Here is a 26,993-nt window from a genome sequence, read left to right as displayed (position 1 = left end):
CCCGCCCGTTCGTCGCCCGCCCGTTCGTCGCCGACCGCGGAGGACGCGCGGCGGCGGGAGCCGCCGTCGGCACTTCGTATCGCCGCCGCAACTGCCCCGGTCGCGCGTCCGGTTCGGCCAAGGCGCCTCCTTCTGCGACGACGGACCAGGCAGTACCTCAGGGGGACGCCGGACACGAACCCCGCGTCCCGCGTCCCGGCGCCCCGGTTCACTCGTGTCGCCGTCCCGCTCGCCGCCTGCGTCACCCCCGTAGCTTCCTACGACCGGTGACTATGTCCGAACACCCCGTAGTCACGGCACCCCGGGCCGCCTACCTTGTCCCCCGTGTCCAGACCCGCAGCTCACGCCCGTCAGCCCGGTCCTCCCTTCAACGCCCCCGCCGCCCGCAGGCTCCGCGTCGCCCTCGGCATGACCCCCGGTCACGTCGCCCAGGGACTGCGCGCCTCCTACGCCCTCGCGCACGTCACCCCCGACCTGGTGAACGCCTGGGAACGCGGTGCGCTCACCCCGGCCCACGCCGAACTCACCGCTCTCGCGGGCGTGTTGTGGTGTTCCCCTGCCGAGCTCATCGGACGTCCCCGCACCCTGCGCGAGTGCCGTATCGCCCGAGGCCTGGCGCCCGAGGACGTCGCACGGGCCGTGGGCCACGAGTTCACGGCGTACACGCGCATGGAGCAGAGCGGGCAGTGGCGTGGCACGGACCGGCAGTGCGCCGCCCTCGCCGAGCTGCTCGGCCTCTCGCTGCCGGACCTGGTCACGGTCACCGGCCGGGAGGCCGAGCTCGCCGACCTGCTGCGCGCCGCCGCCCGCACGCGCTGGCAGGCGTACGTCAAGCCGGTCGGCAGGATCGTGCCGTTGGACCGGCGGCTCCTGGAGGACGCGCTCCAGGAGCTGCACCGGGACTACCAGGGGAGGATGGTCGCCACGCTGAGCTGGGGCGGCGGCAGCGCGGCCGGGGAGGCGAGCGACGCCGGCGACGACTTCCTCGACCGGATCATCGACGCCTTCTGGACGAGCCTGAGGGAGCGGACCGTCTAGGTGTGCTCGCCGGACGGGCCGGTGACGCCCGCCGGGGTCTAGAAGACCGACTCCGCTTCCACGATCCGGTCCTTGGGCACCGTCTTGAGCTCGGTCACCGCTTCCGCCAGCGGCACCATCACGACGTCCGTGCCGCGCAGCGCCGTCATCCGCCCGAACTGGCCGCGGTGCGCCGCCTCCACGGCGTGCCAGCCGAAGCGGGTGGCGAGGACGCGGTCGTAGGCCGTGGGGACGCCGCCGCGCTGGACGTGACCGAGGATGACCGGGCGGGCCTCCTTGCCGAGCCGCCTCTCCAGCTCGTAGGCGAGCGCCGTCCCGATTCCCTGGAAGCGCTCGTGGCCGAACTGGTCGATCGCGCCCTTGCTGTAGTCCATCGTGCCGTCCGACGGGTGCGCGCCCTCCGCGACGCAGATCACCGCGAACTTCTTGCCGCGTGCGAACCGCTCCTCGACCATCTTCACCAGGTCGGCGGGGTCGAAGGGGCGTTCGGGCAGACAGATGCCGTGCGCGCCCGCGGCCATTCCGCTCTCGAGCGCGATCCAGCCCGCGTGGCGGCCCATGACCTCGACGACCATCACCCGCTGGTGGGACTCCGCGGTCGTCTTCAGGCGGTCCATCGCCTCCGTCGCGACGCCGACCGCCGTGTCGAATCCGAACGTGCGGTCGGTGGAGGAGATGTCGTTGTCGATCGTCTTCGGGACGCCGACCACCGGCAGTCCGGCGTCGGACAGCATGCGCGCCGCCGTCAGCGTGCCCTCGCCGCCGATCGGGATGAGGGCGTCGATGCCGAAGTCGTGGATCATGTCGGAGGCGCTCTCGCAGGCCTCCCGCAGCCGGTCGCGCTCCAGCCGGGACGAGCCGAGGATGGTGCCGCCTCGGGCCAGGATGCCGCTCACCGCGTTGAGGTCGAGCCCCCGGTAACGGCCGTCCAGCAGCCCCGCGTAACCGTCCTCGAAGCCGATGACCTCGTCGCCGTAGTTGTCGACGGCGCGGTGCACGACCGACCGGATCACTGCGTTCAGGCCGGGGCAGTCGCCGCCTGCGGTGAGAACTCCGATGCGCATCGTGCTGTGTCTCCTGCTCGCTGTCGTTGCCGGTGAGCCGGATTCGATTGTTTCACGCCGCCGAGCGGACTGTCTCTTGCCAGGCGCCTTAACCACGGCCGGGGGTATTGTCAAGAGGGATCTGCTCACCTAGGTGGGCGATTTTTGTGCGCCGGAGAGACGCCGGGCCGAGCGCCCGGGCCGAGCGCCGACAAACTGCCCCGGAACGAAACGGAGAGCTCGCGTGACCCGCAGCGTGTACGTGACCGGTATCGACCGCGGCGACGGCCGCCAGGTCGTCGAGCTGGGGGTCATGGAGCTCCTGACCCGGCAGGTCGACCGGGTGGGCGTCTTCCGTCCTCTCGTCCACGACGGACCCGACCGGCTCTTCGAGCTGCTGCGCGCCCGCTACCGGCTGGCTCAGGATCCGGCCACCGTCTACGGCATGGACTACCACGAGGCGTCCGCCCTCCAGGCCGAACAGGGGGCGGACGAACTCGTCTCCACCCTGGTCGAGCGGTTCCACCGGGTCGCCCGCGCCTACGACGTGGTCCTCGTCCTCGGCACGGACTACGCCGACACCCAGTTCCCCGACGAACTCGCGCTCAACGCGCGCCTCGCCAACGAGTTCGGCGCGTCCGTGATCCCGGTCGTCGGCGGCCGCAGGCAGACCGCGGAGTCGGTGCTCGCCGAGACCCGCAACGCCTACCGGGCGTACGAGGGCCTCGGGTGCGACGTGCTGGCCATGGTGACCAACCGGGTCGCCCCCGAGGACCGGGAGGAGATCGCCGCCGGTCTCGCCACCAGGCTGCCCGTGCCCTGCTACGTCGTGCCCGACGAGCCCGCGCTCTCGGCGCCGACCGTCGCGCAGATCAGCCACGCCCTGGGCGCACGGGTGCTCCTCGGCGACGACTCCGGGCTGGCCCGCGACGCCCTCGACTTCGTCTTCGGCGGGGCGATGCTGCCGAACTTCCTCAACGCCCTGACGCCGGGCTGCCTCGTGGTCACACCAGGCGACCGGGCCGACCTGGTGATCGGCACGCTGGCCGCGCACAGCGCCGGCACCCCGCCGATCGCCGGTGTGCTGCTGACGCTGGGCGAGGTCCCGACCCACGAGATCCTCACCCTGGCCGCCCGCCTGGCCCCCGGCACGCCGGTCGTGTCGGTGCCCGGCAACAGCTTCCCCACGGCGGAGCAGTTGTTCTCCCTGGAGGGCAAGCTGAACGCGGCCACACCCCGCAAGGCCGAGACCGCGCTGGGCCTGTTCGAGCGGCACGTCGACACGAGCGAACTGCTCAAGCGCGTCTCCGCGCCCAGCACCGACCGCGTCACGCCGATGATGTTCGAGCACAAGCTCCTCGAGCAGGCCCGCACCGACAAGCGCCGCGTGGTGCTTCCGGAGGGGACCGAGGAGCGCGTCCTGCACGCGGCCGAGGTGCTGCTGCGCCGGGGCGTGTGCGACCTCACCCTGCTCGGGCCCGTCGACCAGATCCGCAAGAAGGCCGCCGACCTCGGCATCGATCTCGGTGACTGCGCCCTGATCGACCCGGCGACCAGCGAACTGCGCGACGCCTTCGCGGAGAAGTACGCCGCTCTGCGCGCCCACAAGGGCGTCAGCGTCGAGCTGGCCTACGACGTCGTGTCCGACGTGAACTACTTCGGCACGCTCATGGTCCAGGAGGGGCTGGCCGACGGCATGGTCTCCGGGTCCGTGCACTCCACGGCCGCCACCATCCGGCCCGCCTTCGAGATCATCAAGACCAACCCGGACGCCGACATCGTCTCGTCGGTGTTCTTCATGTGCCTGGCCGACAAGGTCCTCGTCTACGGCGACTGCGCGGTCAACCCCGACCCGGACGCCGAGCAGCTCGCGGACATCGCCGTCCAGTCGGCCGCGACGGCGGCCCGGTTCGGCGTGGAGCCGCGGATCGCGATGCTGTCGTACTCCACCGGCACGTCCGGCTCGGGTGCGGACGTCGACAAGGTGCGCGAGGCGACGGAGCTGGTGCGCGGACGGCGGCCCGACCTGAAGATCGAGGGGCCCATCCAGTACGACGCCGCCGTCGAGCCGACCGTCGCCGCGACCAAGCTGCCGGGCTCCGAAGTCGCCGGCCAGGCCAGCGTGTTGATCTTCCCGGACCTCAACACGGGCAACAACACCTACAAGGCCGTACAGCGGTCCGCCGGCGCGATCGCGGTCGGGCCGGTGCTGCAGGGGCTGCGCAAGCCGGTCAACGACCTGTCCCGGGGCGCTCTCGTCCAGGACATCGTCAACACCGTCGCCATCACGGCGATCCAGGCCCAGAGCTCGGCCCGGACCCAGATCCAGACCTCCAGCGAGAAGGCGACCGAACTGTGAGCGCGACCCGTGTCCTCGTCCTCAACTCCGGCTCCTCGTCGCTGAAGTACCAGCTGCTCGACATGCGGGACAGCAGCCGGCTGGCGAGCGGGCTCGTCGAGCGCATCGGCGAGCGGTCCTCCCGGCTGAAGCACACGCCGCTCGCCACCGGCGGCGGGAGCCGCGAGCAGAGCGGGCCGATCGCCGACCACGACGCCGCCCTGAAGGCCGTGGCCGAGGAGCTGGCGAAGGACGGTCTCGGCCTGGACTCCCCCGAACTGGCCGCCGTCGGGCACCGTGTGGTGCACGGCGGCAAGCACTTCACCCGGCCGACCGTGATCGACGACACCGTCCTCGCCGAGATCGAGCGGCTGATCCCGGTCGCCCCGCTGCACAACCCGGCCAACCTCACCGGCATCCGCACGGCGACGACCCTGCGCCCCGACCTGCCCCAGGTCGCCGTCTTCGACACCGCCTTCCACACGACGATGCCGGAGGCGGCCGCGCGCTACGCGATCGACGTCGAGACCGCCGACGCGCACCGGGTGCGCCGCTACGGCTTCCACGGGACCTCGCACGCGTACGTCTCCCGGGCGACGGCGAAGCTGCTGGGCAGGACCCCCGAAGAGGTGAACGTCATCGTGCTGCACCTCGGCAACGGGGCGTCGGCGTCGGCCGTGGAGAAGGGCCGGTGCGTGGACACCTCGATGGGACTGACGCCTCTGGAAGGGCTCGTGATGGGTACGCGTTCCGGGGACGCCGACCCGGCCGTCATCTTCCATTTGGCGCGCGTTGGCGGAATGTCCATCGACGAAATCGATGCTCTTCTCAACAAGAAGAGCGGTCTCGTCGGGCTGTGCGGCGACAACGACATGCGGGAGATCCGACGCCGGATCGACGAGGGCGACGAGCAGGCGAAGCTCGCCTTCGACATCTACATTCACCGGTTGAAGAAGTACATCGGCGCTTATTACGCCGTACTCGGGCGGGTGGACGCGGTCGCGTTCACCGCCGGGGTCGGGGAGAACGCGGCGCCGGTGCGGGCGGCGGCCGTGGCGGGGCTGGACTCCCTGGGCCTGGTGGTGGACGACGGGCTGAACGCCGTGCGCGGCGACGAGCCGCGGCTGATCTCTCCGGCGGACGCCCGGGTCGCGGTCGCCGTGGTGCCGACGGACGAGGAACTGGAGATCGCCACACAGACCTACGCACTGGTGAAGCGGTAATGATTGCGGCTCGACGGCTCGGCGACCGAAGTAACTGAGCAGGAAAGCAACTGAGCACAAGCACTCTCATTTGTATCTTCCACCAGACGGAATATTCCGTAGCGAAACAAACCGATAGGATCGCCCCATGCGCCGTTCGAAAATCGTCTGTACTCTCGGCCCCGCGGTCGACTCCCACGAAATGCTCGTCTCGCTGATCGAAGCCGGCATGAACGTGGCCCGCTTCAACTTCAGCCACGGCTCGCACGCCGAGCACCAGGGTCGCTACGACCGGGTGCGGGCCGCCGCCAAGGAGACCGGCCGGGCCATCGGTGTCCTCGCCGACCTCCAGGGCCCCAAGATCCGTCTCGAGACCTTCGCCGAGGGCCCCGTCGAGCTGGTGCGCGGTGACGAGTTCACCATCACCACCGACGACGTCCCCGGCGACAAGACGATCTGCGGCACGACGTACAAGGGCCTGCCGGGCGACGTCTCGCGCGGCGACCAGGTCCTCATCAACGACGGCAACGTCGAGCTGAAGGTCCTGGACGTCGAGGGCCCGCGGGTGCGGACGATCGTCATCGAGGGCGGTGTCATCTCCGACCACAAGGGCATCAACCTGCCCGGCACGGCCGTCAACGTGCCCGCGCTCAGCGAGAAGGACATCGAGGACCTGCGGTTCGCGCTGCGTATGGGCGCCGACCTGGTCGCCCTGTCCTTCGTCCGGGACGCCAAGGACGTCGCCGACGTCCACCGGGTCATGGACGAGGAGGGCCGCCGGGTCCCCGTCATCGCCAAGGTGGAGAAGCCGCAGGCGGTGGAGAACATGGAGGACGTCGTGATGGCGTTCGACGGTGTGATGGTCGCGCGTGGCGACCTCGCCGTCGAGTACCCGCTGGAGCGGGTCCCCATGGTGCAGAAGCGCCTCATCGAGCTGTGCCGGCGCAACGCCAAGCCGGTGATCGTGGCGACCCAGATGATGGAGTCGATGATCACCAACTCCCGTCCGACCCGCGCCGAGGCCTCCGACGTGGCCAACGCGATCCTGGACGGCGCGGACGCGGTCATGCTGTCCGCCGAGTCGAGCGTGGGCGCGTACCCGATCGAGACCGTGAAGACGATGTCGAAGATCGTCACCGCGGCCGAGCAGGAGCTGCTCAGCAAGGGCCTGCAGCCGCTGGTGCCGGGCAAGAAGCCGCGCACGCAGGGCGGTTCGATCGCCCGTGCCGCGTGCGAGATCTCCGACTTCCTCGGCGGGCGGGGCCTGGTGGCCTTCACGCAGTCCGGTGACACGGCCCGCCGGCTCTCGCGCTACCGCGCGTCCCAGCCGATCATCGCCTTCACCACCGACGAGGGCACCCGCAACCAGCTGGCGCTCAGCTGGGGCGTCGAGTCGCACATCGTGCCGTTCGTGAACACCACCGACGAGATGGTCGACATGGTGGACCAGGAGATCGCCAAGATCAACCGGTTCAGCCCGGGCGAGATCGTCATCATCACCGCCGGCTCGCCCCCCGGCGTCCCCGGCACCACCAACATGCTCCGCGTCCACCACCTCGGCGGCGGCTCCCGCGACTGAGCGGGCGGCTCCGCCGTACCGGAGCCCGTACAGCACCGAGGGCGCCCCCTGCGGCAGGGGGCGCCCTCGGCGCTTCCGCCGTCGGATCACGCGGACGGCGACGCTCCCCCTCCGACCGTCTCCCGCAGCCACGCGTTGTCGCGCAGCTCGGGATGGGCGGTCGTGATCAGCCGGAACGCCTCGGCCTTCGCCCGGTCGGTCAGCTGACGCAGCTCGTCCCAGGTCAATTCGGCTACGGCCGAGGCGTAGTTCGTCGTGAGGGTGACGGTTTCCGGTCCCCGGCTGAGCGAGAACACGTGCTCGGTCACGCTCGTCTCCACCGCGATGCCGCTCCGCGCCTCCAGCTCCCTCCTCGCGTACTCCAGCATCAGCGCGAAGTCGACCACGGGCAATCCAGGCGTGCGCAGGCTGAGATCCACACCGTGAACCACGAGCTGCACGTCTGCTCGGAAGTAGCTCATGGAGAAGTCCGCGCCGGTCAGCTCCGGGTGCTCCGGCCGGTCCGGGTGCTCCGGCCGCAGCTCTGGGGACCAGAAGACGTCTTCGGCGCGGGGCGCGAACGAGAAAATGATCACCTCGCCTGCTCCCCTCACAGGACCGTGCCCCCGCCGGGTGTGGAACCCGGCGGGGGCACGGTCTTCTCGCGGCTCCCGGAGTGGCCTGTGGTGTCGGCGCTCAGCCGGCGGTCGTGTACTGGTGGAGGCCGGGAACGGTGAGCGTGCCGCCGAACTGGCCCGCCTGCTGCACCTTGGCGTTGGTGAAGTAGATCAGCGGGATGTTCAGCGGAGGCGGGCTCTTCGGGCTGAACGTCACCGGGATCAGGCCGAACAGGTTGCCGGAGATGCTCTCCGTGTACATGATCGTGTCGCCGTCCTTGATGGTGGACGTCGTGCCTTTGCCGGCCTGCACGTGGTAAGTGCGGTTCGCCTGCTTGTCGTTCACCGTCTGGTGCAGGTCGCCGATGTCGGTCCCGCCGGAGATGACGTACTTCAGCACTTCCTTGACGGTGCCGTTGGCGGTCTTCACCTTGACGATGCCCTGGTAGTCCGCGCCCTTGAGGAGCAGCGAGCTGGCGTTCAGGAACCAGGGGTCGTCGGGCAGCCGGACCTTGTTGTCGATCCCGCCCTCGTCGTCGGTGGCGGCGGGGCAGTCGTCGGCGTTCGTGGTGGCGCTCGACGAGGGGCTCGGCGAGGCCGTGGCGTCGGCGGCGGTGTCCTTGGTGTCCTTCGCCGTGTCCGTCGCCGTGTCCTTGACGGCGTCCTTCGCCTTGTCGGCGGTGTCCTTGACGGCGCCCTTCACCGTGCCGGAGTCGCCGGAGTCCTTGGACGTGTCCGAGGAGCCCTTGTCCGAGGAACCGGAGGAGCCCGAGGAGCTTGAGCCGGAGGAACCGGAGGAGCCCGCGTCGGAGGCCGGGGCGGAGGCGTCCGCCGAGGGGGAGGCCGACGGTGACGGGCTCGCGTCGGAGGTCCCGGCGGGGTCCTTGCCGTCGACCAGATCCTTGAGGGCGTCGCCGATGGTCTCCAGGACGTTCTTGCCCGTCTCGGCGGCCGACGGAGTCGTCGCGGCGGTGTCACCGGACGTCGGCGCCTTCGCGGGCGAGGAGGACGCGGACGGGGCGGGCTGGGCCGCGTCGCCGGAACCCGGATCCGACGAGGACGAGCCGCCCTTGTCGTCCGAGGAGCCACCCGAGGACCCGGAGGAGCCCGACGTGTCCTTCGAACCGCCGGAGTCGCCCTTGGCGCCGTCCGAGGAGCCCTTGGAGTCGTCCTTGGAAGCGTCCTTGGAGTCGTCGGCGGACTTCGAGGCGGACGGCGACGGCGAGGCCGACGGGGAGGCGTCCGCGCCCTCCAGAGCCGCCACGCAGTCCTTGTACTCGTCGATCGTGAGGTTCTTGGACGACGGCTGGTCGTCGGCGTTCGCGAGGGTGGGTGTGAAGCCCATCCCCATGAGGACCGCCGTCGGCATGGCCGCCAGGGCTATCGCCTTGCCGGCCGGCATGTGGAACCTGGTGAACAGCGGCTTCTTGGGTGCCGCGTGCCGCGGCCCGGTGGTTCTCACGCAGGCAGCGTCCACATCGCTCCCGGTGAAGACCTCGTCAGCCGGCACTGTGCCTCCCGTTCGCCCCGTTGGCCGGGCTCGTTCCTGACAGATCGTGCAGGTCGTGCGGCTCGCCCGGTCCCTCGCCCTTGCTGAAGGACGGCCTGTCGGCCGCGGCGGGACCTGTGCTGTACGGGTTCACGCCGAGGTCGCCCGCCGGGGCGGAGCCCTCGGGGTACGCGCCCTCGGGGGCGTCTCCGGCGTTCGCGCCGGTCTCCGGCGCCGGGGCCGGGGCGGGCGGTGCGCCCGGGGCCCAGGAGATCGCCATCGCGCCGCCGACGAGGGCGAACAGGAAACCGATGAGGAAGCCGCCGAGGTTGGACACCGGGATGGACACCAGGCCCAGCAGGATCGCCGCGACGCCCGCGAAGACCTGTACATGCTTCTGGAACCACAGACTGATGCCCAGCACGCCCAGCAGCACGCCGATGATCAGTGACCCCGCGCCCGCGGTGGTCGCCATCGCCAGAGTCAGGTGGCCCACTTGGAGGTGGGCGTAGGGGAAGTAGGCGATGGGGAAGCCGGCGAGAAGGACGAACAGGCCCGCCCAGAACGGCCTGGTGCCCCGCCAGGCGCGGAACTGCTGCCTCCGGCGGGTGAACTGGCCGGATGCGGCAGGGGTCTCGGCGCTCATGGAAAACAGCTCCCTGGTGCGGCGTTTCTGTGGTGGTGAGTCGTGCTGCCGGTGAAGACCCGGGCTTCAGACTGGACGGGCGGGGGCGCCACCGGCTCCCCCGCCCGTCAGAGAGTGCTTAGTAGCACTCCTTGACACCCGTCGACAGCGACATCTTCAGGCCGCTGAGCTTGAAGGTTCCGGCGGTGGTGGCCCACGCCGTCTGCTTCACGTCGGTCAGCGTGGCCGACTCGGCCTGCTGAGCGAAGCCGTACGGGTTCGCCGCGTCACCGCTCTTGAGGCCGGGACCCTTGTTGGCGTCCTTGGCCGCGACGCCGATGTCGATGTTCTTGAACACGGCGTCCGCGCTCAGGTCGTCGACGTCGATGTAGAGGTTCTCGGCCTCGACCGGCGTACCGCCGCCGCCCGCCTTCAGCGTGAGGCTGACGGACCCGAGCAGCGGGATGTTCGGGGTGACCACGGACTGGCACATGTTCGTGATCGAGGCGCTCTTGAACGCCGAGACGGCGACGGGGTGAGCCGTCTTCTTGCCGTCGAGGGTGTAACCCGAGTCGATCGCGCCGTACTGCGAGAAGCCCGTGCCTTCGAGCTTGTCGGCGCTCACCTTGAACGACTGACCCGACACGCTGAACGACGCGGCCAGCGCACCCTGCGCGAGGGCCACGCCTATGCATGCCGTCGCTGCGACGCTGGGCACCATGACCACAGCGAAGCGCTTCCATCTGGTCCCGCCACGCACCTGGGACTCCATATTTCCTCCTTCTCGGACGTACATCTCCTGGCCCTGACTCGCCTCCGAGACGGCGGCTCAGCCGGGCAGGGATGGGAGAAGTGCTACGTCCTCGGGAAGGGGAGCGCCTGTCCCGGAGGCGCGAACCGCGCACCGATCACCGGCGATCACCCCCGAGCGACAACCACTGGTCGCGCCTGACACGCATCACGCACAACCTTGCTGGACAGGCTTCGCCGCAGCGAAGACCCCCCTGTCCAAGGGCCGACGACTCTGCCGTCGGGCCCTGCTCGGTGGGGACCCAGGAAAACCCGTTGACCCAACCGGCTGTCGGGGTACGGGATTGGACCGAGCGTGGCCGATCGTGGTGCATTCTCGCCGCCCGCACAAGGGGGTTCGTTACTGGCTAGTAACGGCCGGATAACCGAACAACGACCCACAGGTCTCGGCCGACGACGCAGGGTGTCCTTCATGCCCAGGACAAAACTGTTGATCGATGGACGGAATCCGACAGATCGACGGCCGCGTCTTACTCCCAGTAACAGCGGCCGCGATTACCAAGATTTGGTAAAGCGCGGCCGCGGGGGAACCACATCGGCAGAATTTTCACTCCGACAGCACGGGCTCTGACGTTTAGCGACTGGTCAGAACCCGGGCGCTCGGGGGATCAGAACAGGGCGCGCGCCAGCGCGCGCCGGGCCGCAGCGACCCGGGGGTCCTCGGGGCCGACCACCTCGAACAGTTCGAGCAGCCGCAGTCGCACGGCGTCCCGGTCGTCACCGGCCGTACGGGCCACGGTGTCGATGAGCCGGCCGAACGCGTCCTCGACATGACCGCCCACCAGATCCAGGTCCGCCGCGGCGATCTGGGCCTCGGCGTCCTTCGGCCTCTCGGCGGCGTCCTTGCGCACCTGCTGCGGGTCCATGCCGCCCACCCGGTGGAGCAACTCGGCCTGAGCCAGACCGAGTTTGGCCTCACTGTTGCCCGGGTCGTCGGCGAGCACGTTCTTGTAGGCCTGGACGGCGCCGCCGAAGTCACCGGCGTCCAGGGCCCGTACGGCGGCTTCGAGCAGGGCGTCGTACGGCCCGACGGGCTCGGCCGCGACCGGCTGGGGAGCGCCCGGCTCGGCGTCGGCGTCGACCGTCAGACCGGTGAGCCCGAACCGCTGCTCGGCGACCTCCACCAACTGGTCGAGGGTCTGGCGGATCTGCGCCTCGCCGGCGGCTCCCTGGAAGAGGGGCAGCGCCTGCCCGGCGACGACCGCGAACACCGCCGGGATGCCCTGCACCCCGAACTGCTGCATCAGCATCTGATTGGCGTCGACGTCGATCTTGGCGAGCAGGAAGCGGCCGTTGTACTCGACGGCGAGCCGCTCCAGGACGGGGCTCAGCTGCTTGCAGGGCTGGCACCACTCCGCCCAGAAGTCGATGACGACGGGCACTTCGGCGGACCGCTGCAGGACGTCCTGCTCGAACCCCGCCTCGTCGACGTCGATGACGAGATCGGCCGGGGAGACGGCCCCCGCGCCGCCCTGCCGGGCCGCTTCGGCGCGCGTCTGCTCCGCCTTCGCCTTGGCCTCCTGGGCCGCCTTCACCGCGGCGAGGTCGACGACTCCGCTCATGGACATGTTCCGTGGCTGCATGCGTCTATCCTCCCCCGTCCGCGCGCCTGCGTGAAAAGCGATCCGAATACGTCCCGAACATCCCGAACACGAGCGCCCGGGTCCCCACCCGCGCCCTGCCGGACCTGGCCCGTGTACGTCCGTCACGAGCTTTCGATACGAGTCGTAGCGTAATGGCACGGGGTGCCTCCGCAACACCGCCCCCCGGTGATCTGCCTCACGGGGGCGGGGAAAAAACCTGCGGTTATGGTCGGAGGCATGCAGATCCGCACTCCCGCCTGCCGTCCCGGCCGTCCGCGCAGCGCCGCCGCGGACACCGCGATCCTGGCCGCGACGCGGGAGGCGCTGGTCGAACTGGGCTGGTCGAAACTGACCCTCGGGGACGTGGCGACCCGCGCCGGAGTCGCCAAGACGACCCTGTACCGCCGCTGGGCCGGCAAGAACGAACTGGTCGTCGACGCGGTCGCGGAACTCTTCGGCGAACTCGAACTCCCCGACCGCGGCAGCCTGGCGGCCGACATCGAGGGCGTGGTCCTGCAGTTCGCGGCGATCCTGGCCCGACCGGAGGCCAAGAGCGGGCTGATGGCGGCCATCGCCGAGTCCACCCGCGACGACGCGCTGCGCGAACGCATCCGCGCCTCGATCGTCGACCCCCAGAAGGGGCTGGTCCTGGAGGGCAGGGCCCGCGCGCAGGCCCGCGGCGAACTCCCCCCGGAGAACGACCCGGTGGAGGCCGCCCGCACGGTCGACCTCATCTTCGACGTGGTGGCGGGCGCGGTGGTGCACCGCACCCTGGTGAGCGCGGAGCCGGCCGACGAGGAGTGGGTGCGCGGGTTCACGCGCGTGCTGCTGCACGGCCTGTCGTCGGCATCGGTCCCGAACGACGTCTCCGGCCCGTCCGGCTCCTCCGGCCCGTCCGGCTCCTCCGGCCCGTCCGGCTCCTCCGGCGCGTCCGGCCCGTCCGGCAGCTGACCCGCCGGGGCGCGACCTCCCACGCCGCTCCACCGTATGACGGTGCGTCATGCCCGCTCACGGCACAGCACCGCGCGGCCCGGCGCATCACGGCACGTGACGACCCGCACCAGGGCGCGCCGGTCCGCGCCGACGCGGCACAGCCGCACGCGCGAGACCGCCGCACGCGCGGGAGCGCACGGCGACGGGGTCTGCCACGACCGGCAGTGGGGTCACGCCTCGACGGGCGGCGGAGTCACGCCCGGACGGGCGCCGGGGCCGTGCCCTCGGTCCGGCCGGCGAACTCGTGGCTGACCTTCCGCTCGACGAAGAAGGCCGCCGTGGGGATCGTCCCGGCCAGCAGCACCCACAGCAGCTTGCCGAACGGCCACTTCGCCTTGGAGCCCAGGTCGAAGGCGAAGCCCAGGTAGAGGACGTACAGCCAGCCGTGCGCGATGGCGATGACGCGGGTGAAGTCCGCGGCGCCGTCCACGTCCAGGCCGTACTTGGCGATCATGCTCAGGCACAGCAGCACCAGCAGGACACCGGTGACGTAGGCCAGGACGCGATAGCGGGTCAGCACGCTCTTTTTCATGAGGCCGAGCCTAACCACCGGTTTTGGGGCGATCTTGCCCGGGGCCGGACCCGCCGCGCCGGTCAGTCCTCGAAGTCGTGCGCCGCCACCCGCAGGGGCCGCAGCATCGCGAAGATCTCCCCGCACTCCTCCGCGTCGTACACCCCGAGCCCGAAGTCCATCGCCATCAGGTCGCGGGTGGCCGCCTCGACGACCTCACGGCCCTTGTCGGTGATGACGGCGAGAGTGCCGCGTCCGTCGTTGGGGTTGGGGCGCTTGTCGACCAGGCCCGACCGCACCAGCCGGTCGACGGTGTTCGTCACCGACGTGGGGTGCACCTGGAGCCGCTCGCCGATCTTCGACATGGTCAGCTCGCCCTCCTTGGAGAAGGTGAGCAGCACCAGCGCCTCGTACCGTGCGAAGGTCAGGCCGTACGGCTTGACCACGGCGTCCACCTCGGCGAGCAGGATCTGGTGCGCGCGCATGATCGAGGTGATCGCGGACATGGAGGGCACGTTCCCCCAGCGCTGCTTCCAGAGCTCATCGGCGCGGGCGATGGGGTCGAAAGGGAGACTGAGCGGTTTCGGCACGCCTCCAGACCTTACCGGCCGGTCACATCGCGGTCAGCCCCGTCTCGCCTGTCGGTCCCCCGAAACCGCCCGGGCCGAGGCTGTACGCCTATGCCGTCAGTAGAGGCTGCGCAGGCCGAGGACGTCGCCCTTGCCGAGGGTGCGGGCGGCGGCGGAGCAGGCGAACGAGCTCGCGTACATGGTGAGGTTCTCGTGTCCCGGGCCGGCGTGGGCCAGGCCGAAGACGTGCCCGGCCTCGTGCGTGGCGACGCTGCGCAGGTCGTACGCGCGCGTGCAGGCGCCGGACGGGTGGTCGGTGAACTCGTAGTCGTGGGTGTTGAAGCGGACGTCGGCCTCCAGCAGCTCCTCCGGGCCGTCGTGCACCGGGCGGCTCCAGGAGCAGGTCGTGGCGACGGCCTCGGGGCCGATGTCGCCCGCGTCCCACACGCTCAGGCCGTCCCGGCGCACACAGCGCGCCTCGTGGTCGATGCCCGCCTCGTGGTCGGTGGTCGACAGATACCTGGCCCTGGCGGTGACGGTGTCCTCGTAGCCGCAGTCGTTGCGGCTCGTGGTGATGGCGGCGACGGCGGCCTCGAAGGCGTGCCGGGCCTCGGCGCGGGAGAGGTGGGCGGGCAGCGGGCCGTCGCCGAGGAACCACTCGTACGTGCCGTACTCCTTGCGCCCGGCGGTGGCGTACGCGCCGTCGGCGCAGGGGGCGGGGGCGTCGGTACGGCGACGCCGGTGCGGGCGGGCCTGCGCGTGATCCGCCTCGTAGGCGTAGGAGACCGTGCCGTCGGCGTCGACCGCCACGGTGAAGTCGTGCGCCGAGCCGTCAGCGGTGAGCGCGTCGACGCTGACCGTCGTGCCGGGTTCGGGGACCGCCAGACCCGCGCCGTCGTGGGTGACCACACGGCCGACGGCGCGGCAGTCCCGCACGGACGAGCCCGCGGGCAGGTCCTCGACGGTCAGCTCGCCACGCGCCAGGGCGCACGCGGGGGCGCGCCGCGCCTCCCCCACGCAGACCGCGGAGAGCGACGCCGCCAGCACGAACGCCGTGATCGCCCTGCCGAGAGTTCCCGGTCCTCGCCGCCCTGCCACCGCACACTCCCCTTCAGGCGCCGCGCCGTCGCGCGTCACATGATCGACTCCGGGAGACACTAGCCATGCGGTTCGGGCGGCAACCCCGCCTCTCCGTGTCCGTTCGGGTGACCGGCCGGACGGGTGTTCAGGGGGCTACGGAGCCAGGTGCCGCTCCACGGTCGCCACCTTCGAGGTCAGGCCGTCGGTCACGCCGGGGCGGATGTCCGCCTTCAGGACCAGGGAGACCCTGGGGGCGCGTTCCTCGACGGCGGCCACGGCGCGCCGGACGACGTCCATCACCTCGTCCCATTCACCCTCGACGGAGGTGAACATGGCGTCGGTGCGGTTCGGCAGGCCCGACTCGCGGACGACGCGGACGGCTTCGGCGACGTACTCGCCGACGTCCTCGCCGACGCCCAGCGGGGTGACCGAGAAGGCGACGATCACGCGTTCACCACGCCTTCGCTGCGGGCGCGGGAGGCGATGACCGCGTCCTCGGCCTCACGGCGCAGCTTGCGCTCGGCGAAGAAACCGCCGGTCGGCAGGACCGAGAGGACGAAGTAGAGGGCTGCGGTCCTCAGGGACCACTTGGCCCGGTTCCAGGCGTCCGCCCAGAAGAGCACGTACAGCACGAACAGCACGCCGTGGACCATGCCCATCACGGGCACCGCGTTGAAGTCGGTGGTCCGCTTCAGCACGGAGCAGACCAGCAGCAGGAGAAAGGACACGGCCTCGGGCGCGGAGACCAGACGCAGTCGGCGGATGGCGGAGGCGGTCTTCAGGTCCACGGGTCACCTTCGGGGGGGAGGTACGGCGTCGGGCAGGACGGTTTGTGAATGCACGCACAAGCGTTCGTCCATTGTGGCAAACGGTCCCCCTAAGGGTGCGTTCAGGGTCGTTCTCCACCCCCGGGTGCTGTTGTGCGCACCCGGGTGGCGGATACCTTCGCAGCGTGGCGATGTTTCGACTCCAAGGCAGCAAGGTGCTCGCCGTCGACATGACCGGGGACGCCGTGAAGGCGAAGAACGGCTCGATGGTCGCGTACGACGGGCAGATGGCGTTCAAGAAGCTCAGCGGCGGCGGTGACGGCATCCGGGGCATGGTGACCCGGCGGCTCACCGGCGAGCAGATGACCGTGATGGAGGTGAAGGGTCAGGGCACGTGCTGGTTCGCCGACCGTGCTTCCGAGATCAACCTCGTCCAGCTCCAGGGAGACAAGCTGTACGTCGAGGCGAGCAATCTGCTCGCGACCGACGCCGGGCTGCGGACGGGGACGAGCTTCACCGGGCTCCGCGGCGCGACCCAGGGCAACGGACTCTTCACCACGACCGTCGAGGGGCACGGCCAGGCCGCGATCACCTCGGACGGCCCGGCCGTGGTGCTGCGCGTCAGCCCGCAGTACCCGCTGACCGTCGACCCCGGGGCGTACATCGCGCACCAGGGCGACGTCCGGCAGTCCTTCCACTCCGGCGTGACGTTCCGCACCTTCATGGGCGAGGGCGGCGGCGAGGCCTTCCAGATCCGCTTCGAGGGGAACGGCCTGGTATACGTCCAGCCGAGCGAGCGCAACACGATCGCGGGGGATGTGTGACATGACGTTCCGTGAGATCAACTCCAAGATCGTCGAAGCGACCGTGGTCCCCGGCCAGCGGCTCTACAGCCAGCGTGGCGCGATGCTCGCGTACCGCGGCGAGGTGTCCTTCACGCCCAACATCCAGGGCGGCCAGGGCGGCGTGATGTCCATGATCGGCCGACGGCTCGCGAACGAGGACACCCCGCTGATGACCGTCGAGGGCAGCGGCACCGTCCTCTTCGGGCACGGCGGCCACCACGTCCAGGTCATCCGGCTCACCGGCGACACGCTGTACGTCGAGGCGGACCGGCTGCTCGCCTTCGAGGGCACTCTTCAGCAGGGCACGATGTTCCTGGGCTCCCAGGGCGGGGTCATGGGCATGGTCCGCGGCCAGATCAGCGGACAGGGGCTGTTCACCACCACCCTCAAGGGCCAGGGGGCCGTCGCCGTGATGGCCCACGGCGGGGTCTTCGAGGTCCCCATCACCCCGCAGCGCCCGGTGCATGTCGACCCCCAGGCCTATGTCGCCCACCACGGCGACGTCCGCAACAAGCTGTCGACCGCGCTCGGCTGGCGGGACATGGTGGGCCGCGGCTCCGGCGAGGCGTTCCAGCTGGAGCTCAGCGGCAGCGGTGCGGTGTTCGTCCAGGCGTCGGAGGAGAAGCTGTGAGCATGTACGGGGCTCCGGGCGGCGGCCCGACGGTGTACGACCCCATGACCCTGCCGGTCGACGACAACGTGAACAACTACACCTTCTGCGTGGAGCTCAAGGGGAGCCAGTGGTTCCTGCAGAAGGGGAAGATGATCGCCTACTACGGGTCGATCGACTTCAACGGCGTCGGACACGGCCGGCTGGACCGTCTGGTGCGCACTTCTTTCCATTCGCCTCTGCACGCGAGCGACTGGGTCGTGGCGGAGGGCTCGGGCAAGATGCTCCTCGCCGACCGGGCCTTCGACGTGAATTCGTACGACTTGGACGACGGCAACCTGACCATTCGCTCGGGCAATCTGCTCGCTTTTCAGCCAAGTCTGTCGCTCAAGCAGTCGATCGTGCCGGGATTCCTCACGCTGATCGGAACCGGAAAGTTCGTGGCCGCGTCCAACGGTCCGGTGGTGTTCATGGAACCTCCCCTCCGGGTGGACCCCCAGGCGCTCGTCGGATGGGCCGACTGCCCCTCCCCGTGCCACCACTACGACCACGGGTACATGACGGGCGTGATGGGCGGTCTACGTGCACTGACGGGCCTGGGCGGCGCCTCCGGCGAGGAGCACCAGTTCGAGTTCGTGGGGGCCGGGACGGTCCTGCTGCAGTCGACCGAGATCCTGATGGCGGAGCAGGCCACGGGGGCGGTTCCGCACGAGCCGGGAGTGCCCGGTTCGGGGGCCGGCGCGGGTGGTCACGGCGGCCCCGGAGCGCAATCCGGCGCACCGCGCCTTCCCGGACAGCTGGGGGACCTCCAGCGTCGCTTCGGGCTGTGAGCGGTAGTCTGCGGAGTGTGACATCGAACGCGTGCGCACCGTCACACCACCCTCACTAGTTCGCCTTTCAACATTTTAGGTAGACTTCATTTATGGAGACCGACACGGCCACTCGGTGGCTGACCGATGCGGAGCAGTGCGCCTGGCGCACCCATCTGGACGTCAACAGGCTGTTGACGTACCAGCTCGAAAAGGATCTGCAGCCGTTCGGCCTGACCATGAACGACTACGAGATCCTCGTGAACCTCTCCGAGTCCGAGGGCTTCCGGATGCGGATGAGCGACCTCGCGTCCGCCACCCTCCAGTCCAAGAGCCGTCTCTCGCACCAGATCACCCGCATGGAGAACGCGGACCTGGTGCGCCGTGAGAACTGCGAGTCGGACCGCCGCGGCCTGTACGCGGTCCTGACCGAGCACGGCATGGAGACGATGCAGAAGGTCTCGCCGCACCATGTGGACTCCGTGCGGCGGCACTTCATCGACCTTCTCTCCCCCGAGGCCCTGGCGGAACTCTCCAAGGCCCTCAAGCCCGTCGCGGAACACCTCCGCGGGCACCGGGGACGGCCGTAGGCGAACCCCTCGGCCAGGAACCGTCCGGAAGGCGGAGCTCGAACAGGGCTCCGCCTTCCGGCGTCCCGCGTCCGACGTCCCGCGTCCGGCGTCCGGCGTCCGGCGTCCGGCGTCCGGCGTCCGGCGGACCGTGAGCGTGTCCCCGTGGCGGACAGTCATGTCCCGGGCGATGGCCGGCCACCGGCCGCGGCGGCCCCTCCCCGCCCTCGTCCCGGCCGCGGGCCTGCGGCGAGCCGTGCGAAGCGTTCGAAGACGCGCTCCAGCTCCACCTCGGGCCCCGTCCCGTCGTGGGCGGCGACGACCGCACCCTCCCGATCCCCCGTCGTCTCGCGCCGCACGGCCACCGTGCCGACCGAACGAGCGTGCCGCGGCGCGTGGTCGAGCAGGTTGGCCGGCACCCGCCCCCACTGCCCCCGCGATCCGGCCACCTCCACGGATGCCGCCGCGGCCTGGGGCGTGGAACCGCCGGGCGGCGAGTGGCTGATGGAGGCGCGCAAGGGCCGGGTCGCAAACCCGGACACCTGACCTGACCGGCCGACGGCCGACCGGCTGTCCGCCGTCCGGCTGACCGGCTCACCGCCTCACCGGCTCACCGGCTCACCGGCTGGGGGTTGGTGGCGGCCGGGAGGTGAGGGCCGGGGCGACGGCACCGCGCGTCGCCGGGCTCCCGGGCGGCCGACGGATCCGCCGGGCCGGGCGGGCACGGCGCCGCCGCGGGTCGTGCCGTGCGGCTCCACCCGTCGGCGCCGGCCTGCGGCACCAGGCCGGCGTCCGGCCGGCCCGGGGGCTGCTCACCCCTCGGTGAGCCCCACCACCAGTTCGTCCGCCGCGCGGTAGGGGTCCAGGGTGCCGGCGACGATGCGTTCGGCGAGCGCGCTCAGCCGGCGGTCGCCGTGCAGGTCTCCGATGCGTTCGCGCAGGGCGGTGACGGCGATCGTCTCGACCTCGCGGGCCGCGCGCGAGCGGCGCCGCTCGGCGAGGACGCCGTGCTCCTCCATCCAGGCGCGGTGCTTCTCCAGCGCCTGGACGACGTCGTCGACGCCCTCGGCCCGGGAGGCGACCGTCTTCACGATGGGCGGCCGCCAGTCGCCGGGCGCGCGTGCTTCGCCGAGACCGAGCATGTGGTTCAGCTCGCGCGCGGTGACGTCCGCGCCGTCCCGGTCGGCCTTGTTGACGACGTAGACGTCGCCGATCTCCAGGATCCCGGCCTTGGCGGCCTGGATGCCGTCGCCCATGCCGGGGGCGAGCAGCACCACGCTGGTGTCCGCCTGGGAGGCGATCTCGACCTCCGACTGGCCGACGCCGACCGTCTCGACCAGGATCACGTCACAGCCCGCCGCGTCCAGCACGCGGATCGCCTGAGGGGCAGCCCAGGCGAGGCCGCCCAGATGGCCCCGGGTGGCCATGGAACGGATGTAGACGCCGGGATCCGAGGCGTGCTCGGACATCCGGACGCGGTCGCCGAGCAGCGCGCCGCCGGAGAACGGCGAGGACGGGTCGACGGCCAGCACGCCGACCCGCCTGCCCTGTCTGCGGTAGGCGGTGACGAGCGCGGAGGTCGTGGTGGACTTGCCCACGCCCGGCGAACCGGTCAGGCCCACGACATAGGCGTTGCCGGTGAGCGGGGCCAGCGTCGCCATGACCTCCCTGAGCTGCGGGGACGCCCCCTCGACCAGGGAGATCAGCCGGGCCACGGCCCGGGGCCGGCCTTCCCTGGCCTGGGCGGCCAGCGAGGAGACGTCCTGCATCACAGCTCCGTTCAGCTCCGTTCAACTCCGCCCGTCTGCGGTCGGATCCGGCTGGTTCCGGCTGGTTCCGGTCAGCTCCGGCCGGATCCGGTCGTCCGGCTCGACCATGGTCGTCCGGCTCGACGACGGCTCAGGCCTTGGCCACCCGGACGATCAGCGCGTCGCCCTGACCGCCGCCGCCGCACAGCGCGGCCGCGCCGACGCCGCCGCCCCGGCGCTTGAGCTCCAGCGCCAGGTGCAGGACGAGCCTGGCGCCGGACATGCCGATCGGGTGGCCCAGGGCGATGGCGCCGCCGTTGACGTTCACCTTTTCCGTGGACACGCCGAGGTCCTTCATTGACTGCACCGCGACGGCGGCGAAGGCCTCGTTGATCTCGATCAGGTCGAGGTCCGCGACCTCCAGGCCGTCCTTCTTCAGCGCGTGCAGGATGGCGTTGGAGGGCTGGGACTGCAGCGAGTTGTCCGGTCCGGCCACGTTGCCGTGGGCGCCGATCTCCGCGATCCACTCCAGGCCGAGTTCCTGCGCCTTGGCCTTGCTCATCACGACCACGGCCGCCGCGCCGTCGGAGATCTGCGAGGAGGTGCCCGCGGTGATCGTGCCGTCGCGGGTGAACGCCGGGCGGAGCTTGCCCAGGGACTCCGCCGTGGTGTCGGCGCGGATACCCTCGTCCTTGCTGAAGACGACCGGCTCGCCCTTGCGCTGCGGGATCTCGACCGGGGTGATCTCGGCCTCGAAGACGCCGTTCTTCTGCGCGGCGGCGGCCCGCTGATGGCTCAGGGCGGCGAACTCGTCCTGCTCGGGGCGCGCGATGCCGAGGCGGGTGTTGTGCTTCTCGGTCGACTCGCCCATCGCGATGTTCTCGAAGGCGTCGGTCAGCCCGTCGTACGCCATCGCGTCGAGCATCTCGATCGCGCCGTACTTGAAGCCCTCACGGGACTTGGGCAGCAGGTGGGGGGCGTTGGTCATGGACTCCTGGCCGCCCGCCACCACGATGTCGAACTCGCCCGCACGGATCAGCTGGTCCGCGAGCGCGATCGCGTCGAGGCCCGACAGACACACCTTGTTGATGGTGAGCGCCGGCACGTTCATCGGGATGCCGGCCTTGACGGCGGCCTGCCGGGCCGGGATCTGGCCCGCGCCCGCCTGCAGCACCTGGCCCATGATCACGTACTGCACCTGGTCGCCGCCGATCCCGGCACGGTCGAGGGCGGCCTTGATCGCGAAGCCGCCGAGGTCGGCGCCGGAGAAGGACTTGAGGGAGCCCAGCAGCCGTCCCATGGGCGTACGCGCGCCCGCGACGATCACCGAGGTCGTGCCGTTGGAGCCAGTCGATCCAGTCATGAGCTGCGATTCCCCTTACCGGCCTGCACAGGCCGAGGAGTGAACGAGGGTTTACTTCGAATGTACTGAGTGGCACTCCGTGCCGTCATCGGGCCGTCAGTGTGATCGCGCGCACGTTGCGTAACCACCTCGGGCGCGCTGCACTGACATCATGCTGACGCGAATCGACCACATCGGGATCGCCTGCCACGACCTCGACACGACCGTCGAGTTCTACCGTTCCACATACGGCTTCGAGGTGTTCCACTCCGAGGTCAACGAGGAGCAGGGCGTGCGCGAGGCCATGCTCAAGATCAACGACACGTCCGACGGAGGCGCCTCCTACCTGCAGCTTCTCGAACCGACCCGGGAGGACTCCGCCGTGGGCAAGTGGCTCGCCAAGAACGGCGAGGGCGTCCACCACATCGCTTTCGGTACGGCGGATGTGGACGGCGACGCCGAGGACATCCGCTCCAAGGGCGTACGCGTTCTGTACGAAGAGCCCCGACGCGGCTCCATGGGGTCACGAATCACCTTCTTGCACCCCAAGGATTGCCACGGAGTACTGACAGAACTGGTCACATCGGCCGCTGTTGAGTCACCTGAGCACTGACCCTCGTACATATGGGCCGGTAGGGTTGGGCTCGGTCGCCGCTCACACCGGGGCGACCCGGTCCTGCCGTACGGCGGCAGGACGCAGCCGGGGTCCGGGTTTCGGGGGACGAGCGTCGGGGCAGCAGCCCATGCTCCGTCGTTGATCTGACACCATTCCCCGGGAGCCCCGTTCGGCGGATGGACGGAGCTCGTTCGGCAAGCTTGCGACCAGGGACGGATGGGACCGCGCAGTGCGGGGCTACGAGAGCCAGGAGCGGGAACCGGCGGCTGACGTCGACCACCTGACTCGGTTCGAAGCCGAGATGAAGCGGCTGAAGACCGAGCGGGAAAAGGCGATCCAGCACGCCGAGGACCTCGGCTACCAGGTCGAGGTGCTGCGCGCCAAGTTGCACGAGGCGCGTCGCACCATCATGTCCCGGCCCGCCTTCGACGGCGGCGACCTCGGGTACCAGGCCGAACAGCTGCTGCGCAACGCGCAGATGCAGGCCGACCAGCTGCGCCAGGACGCCGAGCGCGAGCTCAGCCAGGTGCGGGCGCAGACCCAGCGGATCCTGCAGGAGCACGCCGAGCAGGCGGCCCGGCTGCAGGCGGAGCTGCACCAGGAGGCGGTCACCCGTCGCCAGCAGCTCGACCAGGAGCTCGCCGAGCGCCGGCAGAACGTCGAGTCGCACGTCAACGAGAACGTGGCCTGGGCCGAACAGCTGCGCGCCCGCAGCGAGGCGCAGGCCCGCAGGCTGCTCGACGAGTCGCGGGCGGAGGCCGAGCAGGCCCTGGCCACGGCCCGCGCCGAGGCCGAGCGGGTCGCCGCCGAGGCGCGCCAGCGGCTCCAGGCCGACGCCGAGTCGGCCCGCGCGGAGGCCGAGCAGCTCCTGCTGCGCGCCCGCACGGACGCCGAGCGGCTGCTGAACGCCGCTTCCACACAGGCCCAGGAGGCCAGCGACCACGCGGAGCAGCTGCGCACCTCCACCGTCACGGAGTCCGACGCGGCCCGCCGCCAGGCCGGTGAGCTCAGCCGCGCCGCCGAGCAGCGCATGTCCGAGGCCGAGGAGGCGCTGCGCAAGGCGCAGGCCGAGGCGGACAAGGTGCTCGCGGAGGCGAAGGCCGCCGCCGAGAAGGCGCTCGCCGGCGCGGAGGCGGCCAAGGAACAGCGCACCCGTACGGCCAAGGAGCAGGTCGCCCGGCTGGTCAGCGAGGCCACCAAGGAGGCCGAGACCACCAAGGCGGACGCCGAGCAGCTCGTCGCCGACGCCCGCGCCGAGGCCGAGAAGATCGTCGCGGAGGCCTCGGAGAAGGCCCGCACGCTCACCGCCGAGGAGAGCGCCACCCAGCTGTCGAAGGCGGCCAAGACCGCCGAGGACGTCCTCAACAAGGCGCAGGAGGACGCTCAGCGCACCACGAAGGCCGCCGCCGAGGAGGCCGAGCGGATCCGTCGCGAGGCGGAGAGCGAGGCCGACCGGCTGCGCGCCGAGGCGCACGACATCGCCGAGCAGCTCAAGGGCTCGGCGAAGGACGACACCAAGGAGTACCGCGCCAAGACGGTCGAGCTGCAGGAAGAGGCCCGCCGGCTGCGCGGCGAGGCCGAGCAGCTGCGCGCCGACGCGGTAGCCGAGGGCGAGAAGATCCGCGCGGAGGCCCGCAAGGAGGCCGTCCAGCAGATCGAGGAGGCGGCACGGTCCGCCGAGGAGCTGCTGTCCAAGGCGAAGGCCGATGCGGACGAGCTGCGCCAGAAGGCCACCTCGGACAGCGAGAAGGTGCGCACCGAGGCCATCGAGCGCGCCACCACGCTGCGCCGGCAGGCCGAGGAGGTCCTGGAGCGCACCCGTGCGGAGGCCGAGCGTTCCCGCGAGGAGGCGGTGGAGCTCGCCGAGACCATCACCTCGAACGCCGAACAGGCCGCGAGCGAGCTGCGCGCGGAGTCCGAGCGGGCGGTCGAGGCCCGGCAGGCGGAGGCCGCCGAGGAGCTGACCCGGCTGCAGACGGAGGCGGAGGCCCGCCTCGCCTCCGCGGAGCAGGCGCTGACGGACGCCCGGGAGGAGGCCGCGCGGATCCGCCGCGAGGCCGCCGAGGAGACCGACCGGCTGCGCTCGGAGGCCGCGGAGCGGATCCGCTCCCTGCAGCAGCAGGCCGACGCGGAGGCCGACCGGCTGCGCAACGAGGCCGCGTCCGACGCAGCCGCCTCGCGCGCCGAGGGCGAGGCCGTCGCCGTCCGGCTGCGTTCCGAGGCCGCCGCCGAGGCGGAGCGGCTGAAGTCGGAGGCGCAGGACACCGCCGACCGGGTGCGCGCGGAGGCGCAGGCCGCGGCCGAGCGGCTGTCCGCCGAGGCGTCCGAGACGCTGGCCGCCGCCCAGGAGGAGGCCGCCCGGCGTCGACGCGAGGCCGAGGAACTCCTCGGCTCCGCCCGCCAGGAGGCCGGCCAGGAGCGCGAGCGGGCCCGCGAGCAGAGCGAGGAGCTGCTGGCCTCCGCGCGCAAGCGCGTGGAGGAGGCGCAGACCGAGGCCGTCCGTCTGGTCGAGGACGCGGACCGGCGGGCCACCGAGATGGTGTCGGCGGCCGAACAGCACGCACAGCAGGTGCGCGACTCCGTGGCCGGGCTGCACGAGCAGGCCCAGGAGGAGATCACCGGGCTCCGTTCCGCCGCCGAGCACGCGGCGGACCGCACCCGGCGCGAGGCCGAGGAGGAGTCGGACCGCGTCCGCGCCGACGCCTACGCCGAGCGGGAGCGGGCCGCCGAGGACGCGGGCCGGGTCCGGCGCGAGGCGAACGAGGCGTCTCAGGCCGCGCAGGAGCTGGCCGAGCGGACCGTCGGCGAGGCGATCGCCGAGGCGGAGCGGCTGCGTTCGGAGGCGTCCGCGCACGCCCAGCGGGTGCGCACCGAGGTCTCGGACGCCATCGCCCAGGCCGACCAGGACGCGTCGCGCACCCGGGCGGACGCCCGCGACGACGCCAACCGCATCCGCTCGGACGCGGCGACGCAGGCCGACACCCTCATCAACGAGGCCCGCAGCGAGGCGGAGCGGCTCCAGAGCGAGACCGTCGCGGAGGCCGAGCGCCTCCAGTCCGAGACGATCGCGGAGGCCGAGCGGCTGCGGTCCGAGTCGGTCGCCAAGGCGGAGAAGCTGATCCAGGACGCGTCCGGGGACGCGGAGCGGCTGCGCGCCGAGGCCGCCGAGACGGTGGGGTCCGCGCAGCAGCACGCGGAGCGGATCCGGGCCGAGGCCGAGCGTGTCAGGACCGAGGCGGCGGCGGAGGCCGACCGGTTGATGAGCGTGGCCCGCGAGGAGGCCGACTCGACGCTGGACGAGGCCCGCAAGGAGGCCAACAAGCGGCGCTCCGAGGCGGCCGAGCAGGTCGACACCCTCATCACGGAGACCGCGGCCGAGGCGGACAAGCTGCTCACCGAGGCGCAGCAGCAGGCGCAGAAGACCACCGCGGACGCTGAGGCGCAGGCCGACTCGATGGTGGGCGCTGCCCGCAGCGAGGCGGAGCGGCTGGTGTCCGAGGCGACCGTCGAGGGCAACTCCCGGGTGGAGAAGGCGCGTACGGACGCCGACGAGCTGCTGGTCGGCGCCCGCCGGGACGCAACCGCGATAAGGGAGCGGGCGGAGGAGCTGCGCGACCGCATCACCAGCGAGATCGAGGCGCTGCACGACCGGGCGCGCCGCGAGGCGGCCGAGACGATGAGGTCGACCGGCGACCGCTGCGACGCGCTCATCAAGGCGGCCGAGGAGCAGCTCGCCAAGGCGCAGGCCAAGGCGAGGGAGCTGGTGTCGGACGCCAACTCCGAGGCAGGCAAGGTCCGTATCGCCGCGGTGAAGAAGGCCGAGGGGCTCCTCAAGGAGGCCGAGCAGAAGAAGTCGACGCTGGTGCGCGAGGCCGAGGAGCTCAAGGCCGAGGCGATCCGCGAGGCGCGGCGCACGGTCGAGGAGGGCAAGCGCGAGCTGGAGGTCCTGGTGCGCCGGCGCGAGGACATCAACGCCGAGATCTCCCGGGTCCAGGACGTGCTGGAGGCGCTGGAGTCGTTCGAGGCGCCGGCCGGGGGCAAGGACGGGGGCGTCAAGGCGGCCGCCGCCATCGGAGCCCCTCGATCGGGTGGGAAGTCCTCGGACGGCTAGCGGAATGTGTGGATTGCGTTAAATTCTTGGTCCTTTGAGCGCACCTTTGGCAAGCGGTCCGCCGCCGAGCCACCCAAAAGGGGTGTCATTCTCCAGATCAAACACGCATACGCTCGATGA

General features: G+C 71.1%; 25 protein-coding genes. 11 read left to right on the top strand and 14 right to left on the bottom strand.

Features of this window, described 5'->3' with window-relative positions:
• Window positions 1–315 precede the first annotated feature (315 nt).
• A complete protein-coding gene (locus BG482_RS17630) occupies window positions 316–1,038 on the top strand; it encodes a helix-turn-helix transcriptional regulator (protein WP_256096394.1) in 723 nt (240 codons plus the stop codon).
• 38 nt (window positions 1,039–1,076) lie between these two features.
• Here BG482_RS17630 and BG482_RS17625 read toward each other — a convergent pair whose 3' ends face one another.
• Complete coding sequence (locus BG482_RS17625; protein ID WP_069769989.1) at window positions 1,077–2,102, bottom strand: ATP-dependent 6-phosphofructokinase; 1,026 nt, start codon at window positions 2,100–2,102, stop codon at window positions 1,077–1,079.
• Between the two features lie 223 nt (window positions 2,103–2,325).
• On the opposite strand from BG482_RS17625, the gene pta reads away from it, so the two are divergent.
• From pta to pyk, 3 genes are all read left to right on the top strand, one after another.
• Window positions 2,326–4,440: a phosphate acetyltransferase gene (gene pta / locus BG482_RS17620; protein ID WP_069769988.1), complete on the top strand. Its 2,115-nt coding sequence runs from the start codon at window positions 2,326–2,328 to the stop codon at window positions 4,438–4,440.
• Entirely contained in the window at window positions 4,437–5,642 is a 1,206-nt protein-coding gene (locus tag BG482_RS17615; RefSeq protein ID WP_069769987.1) for an acetate kinase, read from the top strand. Before pta ends, BG482_RS17615 begins: the two co-directional genes overlap by 4 nt.
• Window positions 5,643–5,769: 127 nt before the next feature.
• Window positions 5,770–7,200, top strand: coding sequence for a pyruvate kinase (pyk, locus tag BG482_RS17610; RefSeq protein WP_069769986.1), 1,431 nt, complete (start codon window positions 5,770–5,772; stop codon window positions 7,198–7,200).
• Between the two features lie 86 nt (window positions 7,201–7,286).
• Here pyk and BG482_RS17605 read toward each other — a convergent pair whose 3' ends face one another.
• From BG482_RS17605 to BG482_RS17585, 5 genes are all read right to left on the bottom strand, one after another.
• Window positions 7,287–7,775 carry a hypothetical protein gene (locus BG482_RS17605; protein ID WP_069769985.1) on the bottom strand — a complete coding sequence of 163 codons (489 nt, stop codon included), beginning with the start codon at window positions 7,773–7,775 and terminating at the stop codon, window positions 7,287–7,289.
• Window positions 7,776–7,875: 100 nt separating this feature from the next.
• Window positions 7,876–9,306 carry a hypothetical protein gene (locus BG482_RS17600; RefSeq protein ID WP_069769984.1) on the bottom strand — a complete coding sequence of 477 codons (1,431 nt, stop codon included), beginning with the start codon at window positions 9,304–9,306 and terminating at the stop codon, window positions 7,876–7,878.
• Window positions 9,296–9,931: a DUF6114 domain-containing protein gene (locus BG482_RS17595; protein ID WP_069769983.1), complete on the bottom strand. Its 636-nt coding sequence runs from the start codon at window positions 9,929–9,931 to the stop codon at window positions 9,296–9,298. Before BG482_RS17595 ends, BG482_RS17600 begins: the two co-directional genes overlap by 11 nt.
• A 118-nt stretch (window positions 9,932–10,049) precedes the next feature.
• Window positions 10,050–10,682, bottom strand: coding sequence for a DUF6230 family protein (locus BG482_RS17590; protein ID WP_069769982.1), 633 nt, complete (start codon window positions 10,680–10,682; stop codon window positions 10,050–10,052).
• Between the two features lie 646 nt (window positions 10,683–11,328).
• A complete protein-coding gene (locus BG482_RS17585) occupies window positions 11,329–12,303 on the bottom strand; it encodes a tetratricopeptide repeat protein (RefSeq protein WP_069769981.1) in 975 nt (324 codons plus the stop codon).
• Window positions 12,304–12,540: 237 nt separating this feature from the next.
• Between BG482_RS17585 and BG482_RS17580 the strand changes: the two genes are divergently transcribed.
• Complete coding sequence (locus tag BG482_RS17580) at window positions 12,541–13,254, top strand: TetR/AcrR family transcriptional regulator (RefSeq protein WP_079141873.1); 714 nt, start codon at window positions 12,541–12,543, stop codon at window positions 13,252–13,254.
• A 235-nt stretch (window positions 13,255–13,489) separates the two neighbouring features.
• On the opposite strand, the gene BG482_RS17575 is transcribed toward BG482_RS17580, so the two are convergent.
• The 5 genes from BG482_RS17575 to BG482_RS17555 form a co-directional block, all read right to left on the bottom strand.
• Window positions 13,490–13,828: a DUF3817 domain-containing protein gene (locus BG482_RS17575; RefSeq protein WP_069769980.1), complete on the bottom strand. Its 339-nt coding sequence runs from the start codon at window positions 13,826–13,828 to the stop codon at window positions 13,490–13,492.
• A 62-nt stretch (window positions 13,829–13,890) separates the two neighbouring features.
• Entirely contained in the window at window positions 13,891–14,397 is a 507-nt protein-coding gene (locus BG482_RS17570; RefSeq protein WP_069769979.1) for a MarR family winged helix-turn-helix transcriptional regulator, read from the bottom strand.
• A gap of 96 nt (window positions 14,398–14,493) precedes the next feature.
• The gene (locus BG482_RS45810; RefSeq protein WP_069769978.1) at window positions 14,494–15,474 is read right to left on the bottom strand and encodes a matrixin family metalloprotease; all 981 of its coding nucleotides are present in this window, start codon (window positions 15,472–15,474) and stop codon (window positions 14,494–14,496) included.
• 135 nt (window positions 15,475–15,609) lie between these two features.
• A complete protein-coding gene (locus tag BG482_RS17560) occupies window positions 15,610–15,903 on the bottom strand; it encodes an MTH1187 family thiamine-binding protein (RefSeq protein WP_069769977.1) in 294 nt (97 codons plus the stop codon).
• Window positions 15,900–16,244: a DUF3817 domain-containing protein gene (locus BG482_RS17555; RefSeq protein WP_069769976.1), complete on the bottom strand. Its 345-nt coding sequence runs from the start codon at window positions 16,242–16,244 to the stop codon at window positions 15,900–15,902. The genes BG482_RS17560 and BG482_RS17555 overlap by 4 nt, the downstream gene beginning before the upstream one ends.
• Window positions 16,245–16,414: 170 nt before the next feature.
• On the opposite strand from BG482_RS17555, the gene BG482_RS17550 reads away from it, so the two are divergent.
• From BG482_RS17550 to BG482_RS17535, 4 genes are all read left to right on the top strand, one after another.
• Window positions 16,415–17,047 carry an AIM24 family protein gene (locus BG482_RS17550; RefSeq protein WP_069770014.1) on the top strand — a complete coding sequence of 211 codons (633 nt, stop codon included), beginning with the start codon at window positions 16,415–16,417 and terminating at the stop codon, window positions 17,045–17,047.
• A 1-nt stretch (window position 17,048) separates the two neighbouring features.
• Complete coding sequence (locus BG482_RS17545; protein ID WP_069769975.1) at window positions 17,049–17,699, top strand: AIM24 family protein; 651 nt, start codon at window positions 17,049–17,051, stop codon at window positions 17,697–17,699.
• Window positions 17,700–17,701: 2 nt separating this feature from the next.
• Complete coding sequence (locus BG482_RS17540; protein WP_107450603.1) at window positions 17,702–18,508, top strand: AIM24 family protein; 807 nt, start codon at window positions 17,702–17,704, stop codon at window positions 18,506–18,508.
• 92 nt (window positions 18,509–18,600) lie between these two features.
• The gene (locus tag BG482_RS17535) at window positions 18,601–19,077 is read left to right on the top strand and encodes a MarR family winged helix-turn-helix transcriptional regulator (protein WP_069769973.1); all 477 of its coding nucleotides are present in this window, start codon (window positions 18,601–18,603) and stop codon (window positions 19,075–19,077) included.
• 155 nt (window positions 19,078–19,232) lie between these two features.
• Here the strand turns inward: BG482_RS17535 and BG482_RS17530 are convergent, their stop codons facing one another.
• The 3 genes from BG482_RS17530 to BG482_RS17520 form a co-directional block, all read right to left on the bottom strand.
• Window positions 19,233–19,574, bottom strand: a complete 342-nt coding sequence (locus BG482_RS17530) for an ATP-binding protein (protein ID WP_141746633.1) — start codon at window positions 19,572–19,574, stop codon at window positions 19,233–19,235.
• A gap of 294 nt (window positions 19,575–19,868) precedes the next feature.
• Window positions 19,869–20,825 (bottom strand): methylmalonyl Co-A mutase-associated GTPase MeaB, encoded by a 957-nt coding sequence (gene meaB / locus BG482_RS17525; protein ID WP_069769971.1) that lies wholly within the window; start codon window positions 20,823–20,825, stop codon window positions 19,869–19,871.
• Between the two features lie 130 nt (window positions 20,826–20,955).
• Window positions 20,956–22,167 carry an acetyl-CoA C-acetyltransferase gene (locus tag BG482_RS17520; RefSeq protein WP_079141869.1) on the bottom strand — a complete coding sequence of 404 codons (1,212 nt, stop codon included), beginning with the start codon at window positions 22,165–22,167 and terminating at the stop codon, window positions 20,956–20,958.
• A gap of 151 nt (window positions 22,168–22,318) precedes the next feature.
• On the opposite strand from BG482_RS17520, the gene mce reads away from it, so the two are divergent.
• Together mce and scy are read left to right on the top strand one after the other, a co-directional pair.
• Complete coding sequence (gene mce, locus BG482_RS17515; protein ID WP_069769969.1) at window positions 22,319–22,759, top strand: methylmalonyl-CoA epimerase; 441 nt, start codon at window positions 22,319–22,321, stop codon at window positions 22,757–22,759.
• 232 nt (window positions 22,760–22,991) lie between these two features.
• Window positions 22,992–26,873 carry a polarized growth protein Scy gene (gene scy, locus BG482_RS17510; RefSeq protein ID WP_069769968.1) on the top strand — a complete coding sequence of 1,294 codons (3,882 nt, stop codon included), beginning with the start codon at window positions 22,992–22,994 and terminating at the stop codon, window positions 26,871–26,873.
• The last annotated feature ends 120 nt before the right edge of the window (window positions 26,874–26,993 follow it).

This window comes from Streptomyces sp. LUP30 (assembly GCF_001746365.1).
Taxonomy (GTDB): Bacteria; Actinomycetota; Actinomycetes; order Streptomycetales; family Streptomycetaceae; genus Streptomyces.
Note: the sequence above shows the minus strand (reverse complement) of the source record. Positions and strands in the feature narration are given on the sequence as shown.

Coding starts and splice junctions, on each gene's coding strand:
- BG482_RS17625 (WP_069769989.1), bottom strand. CDS start 2,102: ATGCGCATCGGAGTTCTCACCGCAGGCGGCGACTGCCCCGGCCTGAAC.
- pyk (WP_069769986.1), top strand. CDS start 5,770: ATGCGCCGTTCGAAAATCGTCTGTACTCTCGGCCCCGCGGTCGACTCC.
- BG482_RS17595 (WP_069769983.1), bottom strand. CDS start 9,931: ATGAGCGCCGAGACCCCTGCCGCATCCGGCCAGTTCACCCGCCGGAGG.
- BG482_RS17590 (WP_069769982.1), bottom strand. CDS start 10,682: ATGGAGTCCCAGGTGCGTGGCGGGACCAGATGGAAGCGCTTCGCTGTG.
- BG482_RS17585 (WP_069769981.1), bottom strand. CDS start 12,303: ATGCAGCCACGGAACATGTCCATGAGCGGAGTCGTCGACCTCGCCGCG.
- BG482_RS17580 (WP_079141873.1), top strand. CDS start 12,541: ATGCAGATCCGCACTCCCGCCTGCCGTCCCGGCCGTCCGCGCAGCGCC.
- BG482_RS17575 (WP_069769980.1), bottom strand. CDS start 13,828: ATGAAAAAGAGCGTGCTGACCCGCTATCGCGTCCTGGCCTACGTCACC.
- BG482_RS17550 (WP_069770014.1), top strand. CDS start 16,415: ATGTTTCGACTCCAAGGCAGCAAGGTGCTCGCCGTCGACATGACCGGG.
- BG482_RS17545 (WP_069769975.1), top strand. CDS start 17,049: ATGACGTTCCGTGAGATCAACTCCAAGATCGTCGAAGCGACCGTGGTC.
- BG482_RS17540 (WP_107450603.1), top strand. CDS start 17,702: ATGTACGGGGCTCCGGGCGGCGGCCCGACGGTGTACGACCCCATGACC.
- BG482_RS17535 (WP_069769973.1), top strand. CDS start 18,601: ATGGAGACCGACACGGCCACTCGGTGGCTGACCGATGCGGAGCAGTGC.
- meaB (WP_069769971.1), bottom strand. CDS start 20,825: ATGCAGGACGTCTCCTCGCTGGCCGCCCAGGCCAGGGAAGGCCGGCCC.
- BG482_RS17520 (WP_079141869.1), bottom strand. CDS start 22,167: ATGACTGGATCGACTGGCTCCAACGGCACGACCTCGGTGATCGTCGCG.
- mce (WP_069769969.1), top strand. CDS start 22,319: ATGCTGACGCGAATCGACCACATCGGGATCGCCTGCCACGACCTCGAC.